The sequence below is a fragment of the Shewanella sp. 10N.286.52.C2 genome, assembly GCF_002874545.1.
Taxonomy (GTDB): Bacteria; Pseudomonadota; Gammaproteobacteria; order Enterobacterales; family Shewanellaceae; genus Shewanella.
The window spans coordinates 1-15,319 of the sequence record NZ_MCTV01000019.1; the positions used below are offsets into that span (position 1 = coordinate 1).

General features: G+C 41.7%; 11 protein-coding genes and 3 tRNA genes. 6 read left to right on the forward strand and 8 right to left on the reverse strand.

Features of this window, described 5'->3' with window-relative positions; all coding sequences use genetic code 11:
* Positions 1 to 95: 95 nt before the first annotated feature.
* The 3 genes from BCU94_RS08490 to BCU94_RS08500 all read right to left on the reverse strand — a co-directional run bounded on the left by BCU94_RS08490 (position 96) and on the right by BCU94_RS08500 (position 1,551).
* Positions 96 to 186, reverse strand: a tRNA-Ser gene (locus BCU94_RS08490).
* Between the two features lie 327 nt (positions 187 to 513).
* Complete coding sequence (locus tag BCU94_RS08495; protein ID WP_102437062.1) at positions 514 to 795, reverse strand: hypothetical protein; 282 nt, start codon at positions 793 to 795, stop codon at positions 514 to 516.
* Between the two features lie 108 nt (positions 796 to 903).
* Positions 904 to 1,551: a 2OG-Fe(II) oxygenase gene (locus tag BCU94_RS08500; RefSeq protein ID WP_102476135.1), complete on the reverse strand. Its 648-nt coding sequence runs from the start codon at positions 1,549 to 1,551 to the stop codon at positions 904 to 906.
* A 525-nt stretch (positions 1,552 to 2,076) separates the two neighbouring features.
* Between BCU94_RS08500 and slyA the strand changes: the two genes are divergently transcribed.
* Genes slyA through BCU94_RS08515 form a run of 3 tightly spaced genes read left to right on the forward strand, consistent with a single transcriptional unit; the run spans position 2,077 to position 4,710 of the window.
* Positions 2,077 to 2,544, forward strand: coding sequence for a transcriptional regulator SlyA (gene slyA / locus BCU94_RS08505; protein WP_017059069.1), 468 nt, complete (start codon positions 2,077 to 2,079; stop codon positions 2,542 to 2,544).
* Positions 2,545 to 2,556: 12 nt separating this feature from the next.
* On the forward strand, positions 2,557 to 3,618 hold the full coding sequence (locus BCU94_RS08510; RefSeq protein ID WP_102476136.1) for an HlyD family secretion protein: 1,062 nt from the start codon (positions 2,557 to 2,559) through the stop codon (positions 3,616 to 3,618).
* Between the two features lie 60 nt (positions 3,619 to 3,678).
* Positions 3,679 to 4,710, forward strand: a complete 1,032-nt coding sequence (locus BCU94_RS08515; RefSeq protein ID WP_102476137.1) for a DUF2955 domain-containing protein — start codon at positions 3,679 to 3,681, stop codon at positions 4,708 to 4,710.
* A 43-nt stretch (positions 4,711 to 4,753) separates the two neighbouring features.
* Here the strand turns inward: BCU94_RS08515 and BCU94_RS08520 are convergent, their stop codons facing one another.
* Together BCU94_RS08520 and BCU94_RS08525 are read right to left on the reverse strand one after the other, a co-directional pair.
* Positions 4,754 to 5,353, reverse strand: a complete 600-nt coding sequence (locus tag BCU94_RS08520; protein ID WP_198590867.1) for a glutathione S-transferase family protein — start codon at positions 5,351 to 5,353, stop codon at positions 4,754 to 4,756.
* A 58-nt stretch (positions 5,354 to 5,411) separates the two neighbouring features.
* A complete protein-coding gene (locus BCU94_RS08525; protein WP_102476139.1) occupies positions 5,412 to 8,822 on the reverse strand; it encodes a PAS domain-containing hybrid sensor histidine kinase/response regulator in 3,411 nt (1,136 codons plus the stop codon).
* Between the two features lie 186 nt (positions 8,823 to 9,008).
* Here BCU94_RS08525 and acs point away from each other — a divergent pair, with 186 nt between their 5' ends.
* The 3 genes from acs (at position 9,009) to BCU94_RS08540 (ending at position 13,303) form a co-directional block, all read left to right on the forward strand.
* Entirely contained in the window at positions 9,009 to 10,961 is a 1,953-nt protein-coding gene (gene acs, locus BCU94_RS08530) for an acetate--CoA ligase (protein WP_102436553.1), read from the forward strand.
* Positions 10,962 to 11,215: 254 nt separating this feature from the next.
* Entirely contained in the window at positions 11,216 to 12,970 is a 1,755-nt protein-coding gene (locus BCU94_RS08535; RefSeq protein ID WP_102476140.1) for a DEAD/DEAH box helicase, read from the forward strand.
* A 72-nt stretch (positions 12,971 to 13,042) separates the two neighbouring features.
* Positions 13,043 to 13,303 carry a GrxA family glutaredoxin gene (locus tag BCU94_RS08540; protein ID WP_076536809.1) on the forward strand — a complete coding sequence of 87 codons (261 nt, stop codon included), beginning with the start codon at positions 13,043 to 13,045 and terminating at the stop codon, positions 13,301 to 13,303.
* Positions 13,304 to 13,404: 101 nt separating this feature from the next.
* Here BCU94_RS08540 and BCU94_RS08545 read toward each other — a convergent pair whose 3' ends face one another.
* The 3 genes from BCU94_RS08545 to BCU94_RS08555 all read right to left on the reverse strand — a co-directional run bounded on the left by BCU94_RS08545 (position 13,405) and on the right by BCU94_RS08555 (position 15,196).
* The gene (locus BCU94_RS08545) at positions 13,405 to 14,556 is read right to left on the reverse strand and encodes a DcaP family trimeric outer membrane transporter (RefSeq protein ID WP_102476141.1); all 1,152 of its coding nucleotides are present in this window, start codon (positions 14,554 to 14,556) and stop codon (positions 13,405 to 13,407) included.
* 335 nt (positions 14,557 to 14,891) lie between these two features.
* Positions 14,892 to 14,967: transfer RNA gene (locus tag BCU94_RS08550), tRNA-Lys, on the reverse strand.
* 153 nt (positions 14,968 to 15,120) lie between these two features.
* A tRNA-Lys gene (locus tag BCU94_RS08555) sits at positions 15,121 to 15,196 on the reverse strand.
* Positions 15,197 to 15,319: the final 123 nt, after the last annotated feature.

Genomic DNA, 15,319 nt, shown 5'->3' on the forward strand with positions numbered 1-15,319 from the left:
AGGTACATTGTCTGAGTCAATCCTCTCAGAAAGCCCCTCAAACGCCAGAAACAAAAAAAGCCGTTGATAATCAACGGCTTTTCTCGTATTTAATATGGCGGAGAGATAGGGATTTGAACCCTAGATGGGCTACAAACCCATGCCGGTTTTCAAGACCGGTGCATTCGACCACTCTGCCATCTCTCCGAACGCCGCGAATAATATGACAAGCTGCGGTCGCTGTAAATCCCTAAATGACATAAAAACGTTTAAGTGTTGATAAAAAAACCAAAGTGTTCATTAATTAAATTGTTTGAGCAATAAATCAACGTCACTAACACGACATGAAAGTACACTTATGCAAGTCATTACCTTAACCCATTAAACTTTAGTTGCTGAGGCAGTTTTTTGTTGCAGATACACTTAATAAAAAGCCCATTTATATTGTTGTCAGCTAGTACGATCATAGCGGCTATCACTTTGGCTACACAAAACCTACGTTACTGATTCTATTCTCTTGCCCATTAAATACTCTCATTTTGAGTTATCAGCTGAATCACTGAGCCATTTTATCGCTGAATATATGAGGTGGCTCACTGCGGCAATGATAGCGACATAGATAAAAGTAGGCATAAACCAACTGATGCCAGTGTCATAAACAAATTGCCAATTTGTACCTTCAGCGCCGTGAAATATGCCGCCAGGATTTTCGAGCCATTCCCATATGACAATAAAGAGTGTTACCAATACCGAGACTATTAGTCCGCTGATAATACCAAAGGACCAAAAATGTTTTATTGCAGCTGCTAATTTCAACGGCTCTCTCCTGTCAAAATTCAATAAAAAATGATGCTTCATTATCAGAGCTAGTAAAATAAACAGCTTATCGCCCAGCTGTTGGTTAAGCGCATCTAGACGGATAACTTACCTCGGCGGATCGACTTTAGCAGCGATAGAAGTATTAACCCTAAACCAACCAGCGATAGAATATCGATCCCGCTTGGCTGCCAATACTTCATGGGGAAACTCTTCACTTAAAAATGTCACTATCGTGCCCAGTAATGGCATTACTTTAATGCCTTCTTTATCGAAGTTATCTTGATATAACACTAACTCGCCGCCATCTGACGCTGACCACGCTCGATTAAAATATACCACGATTGAAAGCACTCGATTCGCTTCGCCCTTAAAAGCATCATAGTGTCTTTTATAGTAATCACCTGGGCCATAATGAGCAAAGTGACTTTCAAATGAAAACAAACCTAGAAATAATCGTCTATTTAAAAAGCTTTGCAAGTTGGCGGTCCAAGTGAGCCAATCTCTGCCTGCTTCAGATCCATTGGTTATCCAGCTAATGGCATCAGTTCTAACAAACTCATTTTTTAAATACTCGCCACCCCTTCCTATACCTGCTTCTTCAAACTTGTCTGCTTCTATCCCTTGCTGATGATTAAACAAATTGTTCGCTAATGCATCTGGCAAGGCCGTTGGCCGAATACTGTAGCCTTTTGCTTCGATATCCTGCGCAATAAGCGCAAACAAGGTTTCATCAATTGGGCTATCGCCAGTCATTGATGGGCATTTCTTTATGGCGACCACATTGTCTACCTTTTAATAATAAATACATTGAATAAAGGATGGATAACACCCACTTAAAGGAAGTGAGCTAGATGTAGCTATGACTAGTGAAGCTGTTATGGAAATGAGACTGTAATTATAAGAACGAGTTTAAACGCAGGCAGACTCGCGTTAGTGACGGCACAGTGATTATGATGATTAAAGTTAGAAGTGCTTTGTTGTAGTCAGTTAATTCAGTATAAACCTAGTCTTGGATATCCTTGCTAAATACTTTTAATTCTTTTTCATTGGTGTTTAGATTTCAACTTTTACCTATTGAATTATCCATTCTTGTTGCTGACTATTACGACTTAAGTATTAACATAAAATGATACATCTATTTGTTTGAAATTTATTCTCTTTTCTATCATTGCCTTAGCGTTATATATAACACTAGGGATATCACTGCGATAAAAAATCAATTTACTTAGCGTGCTAACCAAGTATAATAGTTAGCACGCTAAGTAAATGGGAACCATGATGCAAAAAGAATTCGACCATATGAAAGAGCTATCACTGGCAGAACAATTGGGGCGTCTGCATCGCTTATGGCGCACCGCTGTTGACATTGAACTTGCCCCTTTAGAGTTAACTTACCCACGCTGGACAGCCTTATGGAAACTGTGGCGATTAGGCGACAACCTCAGTCAAAAAGTATTAGCCAATGCCTTAGAAATTGAACTGGCCTCTTTAATGCGCACCTTAGCCCAATTAGAACAGCAAGGGCTCATTGAACGCCACTGTTGCCCCCATGATAAACGCGCCAGACTTGTCAATTTGACTCCTGCTGGACTAGATTTAATAACGAAAGTCGAAGTAACAATTATCAATATCCGTAGCCAATTGCTCTTAGGCATAAACGCTGAAGAACTTACTGAGTTTGAAAGAGTAATTAATCTGATTGGTAATAATGCGTTAACCAAATTAGCTAAAATGACAGACAAGTAAGTGAATACAAATATGACACCAGATCAACAATTTTCGCGGCTAACAAAAATTGCCTTAGCAGGCTTTATGCTGGTATTTGGTTACTTTATGTTTGCTGATGCCGCTATGCCATTAACGCCGCAGGCTATGGCAACTCGGGTTGTGACTAAGGTTACCCCACAAGTTAATGGCCGCATTAAAACTATTGCTGTCACTAATAACCAAGTTGTTAGCAAGGGTGAATTACTGTTTGAAGTAGATCCTAGACCGTATAAGTTAGCGGTAGATGAAGCGCAGTTGGCTTTAGAGCAAGTCCAGCAAGATAACGCTGAGCTAGATGCCTCTTTGTTAGCGGCGCAAGCTGATGTCAATGCCAGCCAAACCACATCACAACAAAAGCGCAGCGAAGCAAAGCGTCTTGATGCACTGTACAAAACTAATGGCGTATCCCAACAGCAACGCGATCAAGCTGACAGCGATGCTGCTGCGGCTGAAGCAAATTTGCTGGCAACCCAAGCCCGTTTAAAGCAATTAGAAGTGAGCCGCGGTGTTTACGGTAACAATAACTTAAAAGTACGTCAGGCCGAAAATCGCTTAGCCCAAGCCAAATTAAACCTGTCTTATACCCAAGTTCATGCGGATCAAGACGGCACAGTTACTAACTTGCAAATCATGGTCGGCGGCTTTGCGGCCATTGGCCAGCCACTACTGGCTCTTGTTTCTGATGATGTGGATATTATTGCTGATTTTAGAGAAAAGGCATTACGAGATGTCTCAATTTCATCTAAAGCCCTTGTTGCGTTTGACGGTGAACCAGGCCGTTTATATCGCGCCCACGTCAGCAGTATTGATGCTGGGGTTAGCGCCGGACAGTTCGATGCCAATGGCAGTTTAGCGACTCCGCAACAATCAGATCGCTGGGTCCGTGACGCCCAAAGAATGAGATTGCATTTACAATTAGATAATGACGAAGTCATGAGAACATTGCCAACGGGGGCACGGGCGACGGTGCAGATAATGCCAGAAAATAGTTTGCTGAACTTATTAGCTCATGGGCAGATTAAAGCCATCAGTATGCTGCACTATATCTATTAACATCATACATTTGATAGATGCGCTATTTTAAATATATTACAGCGACAAAAGGCAACAATCATGTTACTAAGATTTAATCCCATGACAGCCAATGATTTACGTCAATGTCTACGTATTGCCACTGCTGGCACGATTGGCTTTACTTTGTGTAAACTGTTCGGCTTTAGTAACGGGGTGTTTTATACTGTTACCCCTATGGTATTGCTAGGTCTAGCACCTGTGTTCACCGCCCATGTCGCGCGGCAGGTGTTGGCGTCTTCTGTCACAGCTGGATTAGTGGTAGGCGTTATCGGTGGTTTATTTGGTGGCCACCCAGTCTTAATGACCCTGATTATTTTTGGGGTGTTTGTTGGCTTTTTTACCGCCATGACCCGCGGCAGTTTTTTTCTTTTTGGTGCCAATAGTTTACTTAATCTGAGCATCATGCTTAATTTTGCCAGTTACCCTGATACTGATCTAAACGGTCTCATCGGCGCTAATCTCGGCGCCACAATACTAGCAATCATTATCGCCTATATCATGGTCTCGTTAATCCCTGATGTTGAACCCAGAAAATTGCAAAAACCACCAGCAAAATCAGTAAATCGAATGCGACATGAAGTATTACTGGGGGCAACTATCGCCACAGCATCTTTTATCGTGTTCCAGATATTTAATCTGCAAGACTCTATGTCGGCGCAAGCTGCCACAATTTTATTACTTTATCCGATGCATTTTACTGGGGTATTAAATTATGCCCTTAAACGTGCGATAGGTACCTTTCTTGGAGTGACATTCGGTGTGTTAGCCCAGTTGTTTCTTTATGATTGGTCAGGGCTGCTTATCTTAGTAGTGCCGGTTTTATGGTTCGGATTAATGCTATTTAGCCAAGTTCATGTTAAAGAAAAAGTCGGCGCAGGCGTTGGTTTTGGAGCGATGACCACGCTGGGTATTTTATTTGGCCAATACCTAAGCCCAGGGAGCGATCTGATATATAGCGCACTTTACCGTATTAGCAGTATTTTGGTTGCCATAGTAGCGACTTTATTACTGTGTTACATCATGCACACTTTACTTAACCGATTTGCTGCAACGCGCTTAAGTTATCAGTAATGCTGCTAATGATTAAGCTGGTCAGATAAAAGATCGCGATTGATTAATCGAGCATGGAAACAAAACCCGCTTGTGACTCAACATTAGCTAACCATTGTTGGAGATTGGGATAAACCGATAAATCAAAGCCACCCTCATGGGCCACATGGGTGTAGGCATAAAGCGCAATATCTGCCAGGCTAAATAGCTCACCGAGCATAAATGCCTGCCCTGCTAACTGGTTATCAATTAATTTCAATACCTTACCCCCCTGAATTTGTAAGTTATCAAACTCAGCTTGCCGCTCTAGTGGCATACCTTGATAAAGTTTGATAAACCGAGCAACGGCAATACAAGGCTCGTGACTGTATTGCTCAAAGAACAGCCATTGATACATTAAGGCATTATTAAATTTATCGTCAGGAATTAACCTCGAGCCAGCGGCCAAGTATCCAATGATGGCATTGGACTCGGCTAGCACTCGACCATCATCTAGCTCAATAATCGGTAACTTACCGTTTGGGTTTTTAGCTAAAAAAGCCTTGGTTTGGGTGCCACCGGCCATGATATCTATGTCAAACCATTGATAATCAATTTTAAGTAGCGCCAAAGTGAGCTTTATTTTGTAACAGTTACCTGATTTTTCATCGCCATAGACAGTTATCATTGCTCATCCTTTTGCTGTTAGCGCTCTCTATTTCATTTATTAACACTGCATCGGCCTACTTCACTAAACTTGATATTAACGCCCGTAATGCCGCTGGTTTAATCATTTTAGCCATATAGTGATAACCACGCTTTTGTACATCGTCAACCAAATCCTTATTCGTATTAGCCGTTATCAAGATCCCAGGTAAATGTTCACCGTAGCGCGAGCGAATACCGTCCATTGCATCAACACCATTTTGATTATTATCTAAATGGTAATCGGCTAAAACGATATCAGGAGCAACGCCTTTAAGGCCAAGTTTAATGCGGGCATCAGCTAAATCGGTTGCACAAATCACCTCGCACTTCCAGCGAGTTAATAAGCTTTCAAGCCCTGCCAAAATGGCCTCTTCATTATCAATACAAAGCACTTTTACCCCAGCTAAGGGCTGGGTTAAGTTTGGTACCGGCTTAGCTGACTTTTCACTGATGGTTTCACCTAAAGGTACGATAATGGAAAACACCGAACCTTGGCCAAGTTTTGATGAAACCTGAATTTGATGATCTAACACCTTGCTAATTCGGTCAGCAATGGCGAGCCCTAAACCTAAACCGCTGACATTTTGGCTACTGGGATGATTTAGGCGTTTAAACTCTTTAAAAATCTCTTCTGTTTCATGTTCATCAATACCACAGCCCGTATCCAGCACTTGAATTTCGAGATACTTACCACGATGACGACACCCCATTAATACCTTGCCACCTTTTGCGTAACGATAAGCATTGGTCAAAAAGTTTTGTAATATACGTCTTAGTAAGGATAAATCTGAATTTACCGTGGCATTGCAGGGGATCATGTTAAAGCGAATTTGGCTGTCCTTTGACATGGCCTCAAACTCAACAGCCAGACCATTGAGTAAATCGGCGATGGCAAAGTCACGGCGGTTTACATCCACCATGCCAGAATCAAGTTTTGATATATCTAATAAATCAGTTAATAGCTCCCCAGCTGTTCGCAGGGAGTTGTTGATATGAGATAAAGTGGTTTGCCCTTCTAAATCAAGATTGGGGTATTGCGCTAGTGAAGCAGTAAACAATCTTGCAGCATTAAGCGGCTGCATAAGATCATGACCAACAGCAGCAAGAAAACGACTTTTTGACGCATTAGCCATTTCCTCTTGGGCCTTTGCTTCAAGTAATTCGCTGTTTAGCATCGCCAGTTCGTAGGTACGTTCTTGTACTCGACTTTCAAGGGTTTCATTGGCTTCAAGTAAGGCTTTTTCTTGTTTACGATACTGAGTGATATCGGTAAACGTCATCACAAACCCACCATCTGGCATCGGATTACCTTGAATTTTTATAACTTTACCGTCTCGGCGTTGTCGCTCAGAAGTATGTTCTGTACCTGCACGCATATGCTGCACCCGCATTTCTACTTGAGCATCAATTTCGCCCTCTCCACAATAGCCCCTCTCAGCATTAAAACGCACCACTTCATTAATAGGCATACCTTGCTTTAAGAATCCTTCAGGGTAATCGTACAGTTCGGCATATTTATAATTCCATGCGACCAAGTTTAAATCTTTGTCCACTACACTCATGCCTTCATAGGCATGTTCAATGGCGCCGCGTAACATGTCTTGGCTTAACATCACCTTGGTTGACGCTTCATCCACTAAGCTAAAGACTTCATCAAGGGCCAAGTCGCGCCCTTGTAACACTGAATCCATCACCAGCGCGGCACTAGATGCACCCAACACCCCTGCAAGCATATGCTCTGTGTGTGAGATTAACGCTTCATCTGCCACTTTATGCCAAGAATCACTACGTACCGCAGCTGGCGAGTATTGACTAAAACTTTCATAAGCGCGGGTTGGACTAACAAAACGACTGGCAAGAATTAATAAATCTTGTTGAGATATCGCCGCATGTTTTCGGTTGCTGTCTTTTTTAATGATACCGGGATTGATAAAGTGACTAGCTTGAATACGCTCGGCAACCCCAGCTCTAAACCACAGCGAACCTAAAATATAAAAGGCAATATTGGCTAATAGCGCCACTAAAGTATCATCTACTTCCGGGCTAATTGATGCCAATATTCCGGATTCACCCACTAAGCCCATACTGCGTTCAAATAAAATATAACACCACAACGAAAAGCCAACCGCTAAACCTAAAAACACCCCGGCACGATTACCATACTTCCAATACAAACCACCAATAAGCGCGGGGGCTAATTGGGCAAAAGCCCCGAATGACAGCTGACCAAGGTGAGATAACGATTCGTTACTACCAAACAGTAAATAACTAAAATAACCCAAGGCCAAAATAATAATGATGGCCAAACGGCGGGCATTTAATAAAAAACGCGCGAATTGATTGAAATTAGTACCAGTGATTTTGCCTGTACGTAACATGACCGGAACTAACCACTCGTTACTTATCATTACACTAATGGTCACAACAGCAACAATCACCATACCCGTCGCTGCTGAAAGCGTGCCTAATAAGGCAATAACGGCGAGAACAGGCTGATCTAATGCTAAAGGCAGGTTAATCACATAAGTGTCTGCCGCCACGGTATCACCAAGTAATAATTTACCAGCAAGGGCTAATGGCGCCACAAATAAGCCAAACATGGCCAAATACAAGGGAAAGATCCAGCGGGCTTTTTTTAACACCCCTTCTTCTGCACACTCAACTACCATCACATGAAATTGCCTTGGCATACACATAAAGGCGGCAATCCCCACCAGCATTTCCGGTAAAATTGAAGCGATATTTAAAGTGCCATGGTTGATGAGTTCTTTGTCTTTCGCTTGTTGCCAGATATCATCAAAACCATCAAAAAAACCATAAGTAATCACCACACCGACAATCAAAAAGGCGACTAATTTAATCAGTGACTCAAAAGCGATCGCTACCATCATCCCAGGATTATGTTCGGTGGCATCCAATTTACGAGTGCCAAATAAAATCGCAAATATAGCCAAAATGAAAGTAATCACCAAAGGGATACTGACGCCATTTAAAGGTAAATTATCAGGTTGAAATAAATTAAGGCTAAATACCATGGCTTTAAGTTGCAGCGCAATATAGGGCATGATGCCGCATAGTGCTATTAGGGTCACTATGGCAGCAAGGGCTTGGGATTTTCCATAGCGCGCGGCAATAAAATCGGCTACCGAGGTTATATTTTGCGCTTTAGAGACTAAAACCATTTTGCGTAATACCCCAAAACCCAGGGTAAAAATTAAGATTGGGCCAAGATAAATCGGCAAGAAAGACCATAAATCGTTCGCTGATTGACCTACTGTGCCAAGGAAGCTCCATGAAGAACAGTAAACAGCTAGACTTAAGCCGTATATCCATACTTGGACTTTATTAGTGATTTTACTAAACCAACGTTCAGCGCCCCAGGCCAGTATAAACAGTAATGACACATAGCAAATTGCAATCACAGCAACGACTAAGGTTAAATTCATAGCTTTCTCTTTTTATTATATTCGCTTATTAATTATGCAATAATTTTGCGTTATTTGCATGAGATGTTAACACGCGCAACAAGCTAAATATTAAGGATATTTTAAAACTAGACCAAGGTCTAATGGAGTTAACATCATCATGCAGAGGATACTTTCATAACGCAAATTTTGACAAAGGGAAGCCATATGAGCTCGCAGTCTCTCTACAAAGTACCAGCCGATTTCGCTAAAAATGCACTGGTCGATAATGATAAGTATAAAAAAATGTACCAAGAATCTGTGGTTAATCCTGAAGGTTTTTGGAGAGAACACGGTAAGCGCATCGATTGGATCAAGCCTTATACCAAAATTAAACAAACCTCTTTTGATGATCATAACCTGTCTATTGAGTGGTTTTATGATGGCACATTGAACGCATCTTCAAACTGTTTAGATCGCCATTTAGAAGATAATGGCGACCGCGTAGCGATCATCTGGGAAGGTGACGATGCCAATGAACAGCGTAAAATCACTTATCGTGAACTGCATACTGATGTGTGTAAATTTGCCAATGCCCTACGTAGCCAGGGGGTTTGTAAAGGTGATGTAGTCACAATTTATATGCCTATGGTGCCTGAAGCGGCCGTTGCTATGCTTGCTTGTGCCCGCATTGGCGCGATCCATTCGGTGGTATTTGGCGGTTTCTCACCTGATTCAATTGCATCACGCGTAATTGATGGCAAATCAAAAGTCTTGATCACCGCTGATGAAGGCGTGCGTGGTGGCCGTAAAATTCCGCTTAAACGTAGCATTGATGAAGCGCTTAATAACCCAGATGTAGATTGTGTCGAAAAAGTCATTGTACTTAATCGAACTGGTGGTGATATCGACTGGGTTGAAGGCCGAGATATATGGTGGAGCGATGTCGTTGCAACGGCATCAGAGCATTGCCAAGCTGAAGAAATGGGCGCTGAAGACCCGCTATTTCTTTTATACACTTCAGGCTCAACCGGTAACCCGAAAGGTGTGTTGCATACCACTGGTGGTTATATGGTTTACGCCTCAATGACTCACGAGTATGTTTTTGATTACAAAGAAGGTGAAGTATATTGGTGTACTGCTGATGTGGGTTGGATCACCGGTCACTCCTACATGGTATATGGTCCATTAGCCAATGGCGCAACTATCCTTATTCATGAGGGAGTACCAAACTCTCCAAATCCAGCTCGTCTTGGTGAAATGGTCGACCGTCATAAAGTTAATATTTTATATACTGCACCAACGTTAATTCGCGCTTTAATGGCAGAAGGTAAAGAACAGTTTGATGGTTTTGATGGTAGCTCATTACGGGTAATGGGCTCGGTGGGTGAACCCATTAACCCTGAAGCTTGGCGCTGGTACCATGAAGTGATTGGCCATGAATCCTGCCCAATTGTGGATACATGGTGGCAGACTGAAACCGGTGGTATTTTGATTAGCCCATTACCTGGCGCCACAGATGCAAAACCGGGCTCTGCTACGCGTCCATTTTTTGGGGTTCAGCCGGCATTAGTTGATAACATGGGTAATATTCTTGAAGGCGCTGTAGACGGCAACCTTGTTATTCTCGACTCTTGGCCGGGACAAATGCGCACCGTATTTGGCGACCATGATCGTTTTGCTCTCACTTACTTTAAAACCTTTAGAGGTATGTACTTTACTGGTGACGGCGCTCGTCGTGATGAGGATGGTTATTACTGGATCACTGGCCGTGTTGATGACGTAATTAACGTATCGGGCCACCGCCTCGGTACTGCTGAAGTTGAAAGCGCGCTTGTATCACACGATCTTGTCGCTGAAGCCGCAGTTGTAGGTTACCCCCATGATATTAAAGGCCAAGGCATTTATGCCTATGTAACCTTAATTAACGGCGTTGAAGAAACTGAAGAGTTACGTCAAGGGCTACGTCAATGGGTGCGTAAAGAGATTGGCGCACTAGCCACCCCAGATTTAATTCAATGGGCTGGCGGTTTACCTAAAACACGTTCAGGTAAAATCATGCGCCGCTTCTTACGTAAAATTGCCGCAAATGAAGTAACCAACTTAGGCGATTCTTCTACCCTTGCAGATCCAGCGGTGATTGATACCTTGATAGAGTCTCGTTTAAACAAAACTCAATAACAGTAGTTTAAAATAAGAGGTTATTAAGTACTCCCCACCCTCTTACCAACCTGAGAACTCCTAACCAGATTCTCGTTGCCCTCTCACTGAGGGGGCTTTTTTATATTTATTCTGGCTTAAATCTCTATCAACTCATGCTGAAACGATATGTATTCAGCGACTTTTATTGAATAGACTGCGCCGCGCTAGCTTGTATTCATGCTACAGTACCCTGCATGATCAATATTAAATAATAAGCCATTTCATACTCACTTATGTCTGCAACCATTTCACTTCGCGATTACCAACAAGACTCTGTTAACGCTGCTATAACCCATTTTAAGCAATCTAATGACTCTGCTGTGCTGGTACTTCCTACAGGAGCAGGCAAAAGTATTGTGATAGCCGAACTAGCTCGAATTGCCCGTGGTAACGTTTTAGTTTTGACCCATGTGAAAGAACTCGTGGCACAAAATGCAGAAAAAGTGGGTTTACTCACTGAAGATGCCAATATTTATTCTGCGGGTTTAAAGCAAAAAAAAGCCCATGGTAAAACCGTGGTCGCCAGTGTGCAATCAGCAGCGCGAAAGCCCGAGCAATTCTGCCAATCATTCTCATTGGTAATAATTGATGAATGTCACCGAGTCAGTAATGATAAAGATAGCCAATACCAACAGTTATTAACTCACCTCAAAAAGATTAATCCACAAATAAAACTGTTAGGGCTAACTGCCACGCCCTATCGATTGGGTTTAGGTTGGATATATCGACATCATTACCATGGAAAAATAGGCAATGCTGACAAGCCAGTATTTGAAAAGTGCATTTTTGAATTACCTATGCGGCCACTCATAAAAAAAGGCTACTTAACCGCACCCAAAATATTTGATGGACTAAGTGCCCAATATGACTTTAGTCAGTTAGAGCCAAGTAATACAGGTGAATTTCCGCAAAAGGAAGTTGATGATTTACTCAACCATCAAGGCCGCGCAACCACTGCCATCATAAAACAAGTACAACAATTAGCAGACTCTCGTAAAGGCGTATTAATTTTTGCGGCGACAGTTCGTCATGCAAAAGAAGTACTTAAATTATTAAATGACGATGCTGCACTCATTACAGCAGATACACCACATGCAGAACGCGACGAAATTATTAGTCAGTTCAAACAACAGAAAATTAAATTCATCGTCAATGTTGCTGTATTAACCACCGGCTTTGACGCCCCTCATGTCGATTTAATTGTTATTTTAAGGCCCACAGCATCAGTAAGCTTATTTCAACAAATGATTGGCCGAGGTTTACGCTTAGCGCCTGATAAACAAGATTGCTTAGTCATTGATTATGCCGCTAACGGTTATGACTTATATTTTCCTGAAGTGGGTCAAGTAAAACCCAATAGTAAATCTGTGCCAGTGCAAGTGCATTGCCCTGTATGCCAATTTGCCAATACTTTTTGGGGCTTGGTGGATAATGACGGTGATATTGTTGAACACTTTGGTAGACGCTGTCAGGGGCTAATAGAGGACTCGTCATCAAACATTCAACAGTGTGACTTTAGATTTCGTTCTAAAGCTTGCCCTGATTGTGGCGCTGAAAATGATATCGCGGCCCGCATTTGTCATATCTGTCAATCTACCCTCATTGATCCTGACAAGCGTTTAAAGCAGGTATTGTCGTCTCAACATCATCATTTGTTTAAATGCCAAGAGATGCAGCTTATCGAAGAAAATGGCAAGCTTGTGGTGCAATACTTTGATATTGAATCGAATGACTTTAAAGAATACTTTAATATGGACACACCAGCGCAACGCCGCGCTTTGTTTGCTATATTTATCTCTCCTCATTGTCGAACTCCCGGCATGAAGCACCCACAATATAAAAAGCCCGCCGATTTAATCGCCCATAGTGAGCACTTTAAAAAGCCGGACTTATTACTTTTGAAAAAACAGAAACATAAATGGGATTTAGTCGAAAAGTTTTTTGACTATAAAGGCCGTTATAAAACGATCACGGATAGTAGTTTTTAGTCGCTGCGCTTATACAATATCAATTCGATAAAACTTATGGTATAAATCGTCAAATCAAAAAAAGGAGTCACTATGTTTGTTGTTATTTTTGGCCGTCCAGGCTGCCCATATTGTGTTCGTGCTGTTGAATTATCAGAAAAATTAACCGCGCAACGTGACGATTTTAAATTCAAATATGTCGATATTCACGCTGAAGGCATTTCTAAAGCAGACTTAGAAAAAACTGTTGGTAAGCCAGTTGAAACAGTACCGCAAATCTTCGTTGATGAAGTTCATGTTGGCGGTTACACAGAATATGATAAATACGTTCGCGACAATAAATTAGTTGCTTAATCACCAATGATTACAACTAAGCTACGTTGAGCGCATTTCGCAGACAATAAAAAGGGTTAATTCATTGAATTAACCCTTTTTTGTATTTAAGAAAAATATTTTTATAGAACGTATTTAGCAGAGAATAACACTCGGCTTAAATCGCCATCTACACCACTTTCTTTTTCGTTCATAGCATACATATACTCAACACCAAACGTTAACGGTTTTGTTGGTGAGTAGAGTAAGTTGATATAACCAGAGTATGAACTCGCATTGACACCATCACTTGATAATGAAGTATCGTTATCAATTTCTAGTGCAGCAAAGGTTAAACTACTACGCCATTTATCATTCCACCAATGACGGTAAGCAGCAAAGCCACCATAAGAGCTAATAGTTTGGATATCACCTGATGCATCTAAGTTACCAGCATTGGCATAGTTAAGCGCCATATAACGACCTAGGCCTTCACCATAAGTGACAGAAAACTTGAAGTCATCGTTACCTACAGGGATAACACCAGCAATACTTGCGCCGTAGCCGACTTCAGTGGAGTCAATAGCTTCAGTACCCACATTTTGCTCTACATTTAACTGTCGAACCATTGCAGCAAGTGAAATTGCTGAACCACCTTCAGACTTAAAGTTATAACGAGCAACGACATCAGGAACCATACCGCTACCACTGGTCACTCTTGACGCTGTACCATATTGGTTTACGGTTGTTTCTGGGTTTTCTACCGCAATTTGAAAGCCGCCATTGGTGTAGCGGATCATCGCTTGACGCACAAACGGCGTACCATCAGCTGCGCCCACAAAGTCTAAATTTTCAGGTAATGCACCTGGATTTTGGAAGGTAGTCCATGTTTGACCAACAGTCCAATTGTCATAACTGACAAAGGCTTGTCGAATACGCGGGGAATAACTGTTTGATACTCGCTCATTACCATCAGTATGAGTCATAAAATCAAGTTCGATAAAACCTGATAATTTATGGCCATCGAAATCTGATACAGTTTTAAAATTAAAACGCGTTTCGCGGGCTTGAAAGTCGACGACTTCCTTACCATTACCAGCTTCACCATAAATGGTACCTGGTACATAAAATTGACGAGATAAGCTTCCTGAGTCAGGTGCCCCATTGCTATAACTGCTGAACATCACATCAGCTTTGACATAACCACCAAACTCCATTTCTGTATCTGCATAGGTGACATTACTCATTGCTAGTAAAGAACACCCTATTACTAAACCAACTTTTGCTTGTTTCATCATTCTCTCCCTATTCTTATCATCCATAGCAATATGACCCACTTAACAAGCAAGCAACATTAGCAATAGGTCTATTAGACAAAAGTAGGCAGGTAGCAACAAAAGTTAAGACTAAAGAATGATAAGCAGCCAAATATGAACAAAGGGAATGTAGCGTTTAAGTCTGAATTAGAACTAAGGGAATATTAAGGCAAAATATCAAAGTTATTAAGATAGTAATTGAGATAGTAATTGAGATAGTAATTGAGATAGTAATTATAACGAATAATAACAGAGGAGTAGCTAAGGGGATATTCTGAATTAAAGCCAAACAGGCAATCTCACTTTCAGAAAAGTGGTGGGCCGTGAAGGATTCGAACCTTCGACCAATTGGTTAAAAGCCAACTGCTCTACCAACTGAGCTAACGGCCCATCTTGGTTTTATTAATACTTATTGTACTAACTTGGAACAAAAGCCAACTGTCTGTGTGAACAAGCAACTGAGCTAACGGCCCATCTGGGTTTTACGTAACGAGGCATTACGTCTGAATTAAAGCCTAACAGGCAATCTCACTTTCAGAAAAGTGGTGGGCCGTGAAGGATTCGAACCTTCGACCAATTGGTTAAAAGCCAACTGCTCTACCAACTGAGCTAACGACCCATCTTGGTTTTATCAACACTAAAGTCTTGATTGGAACAAAAGCCAACTGTCTGTTTTGAACAAGCAACTGAGCTAACGACCCATCTAGTTTACGTAACGATGTATTACGTCTGAATTAAAGCC

Coding starts and splice junctions, on each gene's coding strand:
- BCU94_RS08500 (WP_102476135.1), bottom strand. CDS start 1,551: ATGACTGGCGATAGCCCAATTGATGAAACCTTGTTTGCGCTTATTGCG.
- slyA (WP_017059069.1), top strand. CDS start 2,077: ATGCAAAAAGAATTCGACCATATGAAAGAGCTATCACTGGCAGAACAA.
- BCU94_RS08510 (WP_102476136.1), top strand. CDS start 2,557: ATGACACCAGATCAACAATTTTCGCGGCTAACAAAAATTGCCTTAGCA.
- BCU94_RS08515 (WP_102476137.1), top strand. CDS start 3,679: ATGTTACTAAGATTTAATCCCATGACAGCCAATGATTTACGTCAATGT.
- BCU94_RS08525 (WP_102476139.1), bottom strand. CDS start 8,822: ATGAATTTAACCTTAGTCGTTGCTGTGATTGCAATTTGCTATGTGTCA.
- acs (WP_102436553.1), top strand. CDS start 9,009: ATGAGCTCGCAGTCTCTCTACAAAGTACCAGCCGATTTCGCTAAAAAT.
- BCU94_RS08535 (WP_102476140.1), top strand. CDS start 11,216: ATGTCTGCAACCATTTCACTTCGCGATTACCAACAAGACTCTGTTAAC.
- BCU94_RS08540 (WP_076536809.1), top strand. CDS start 13,043: ATGTTTGTTGTTATTTTTGGCCGTCCAGGCTGCCCATATTGTGTTCGT.
- BCU94_RS08545 (WP_102476141.1), bottom strand. CDS start 14,556: ATGAAACAAGCAAAAGTTGGTTTAGTAATAGGGTGTTCTTTACTAGCA.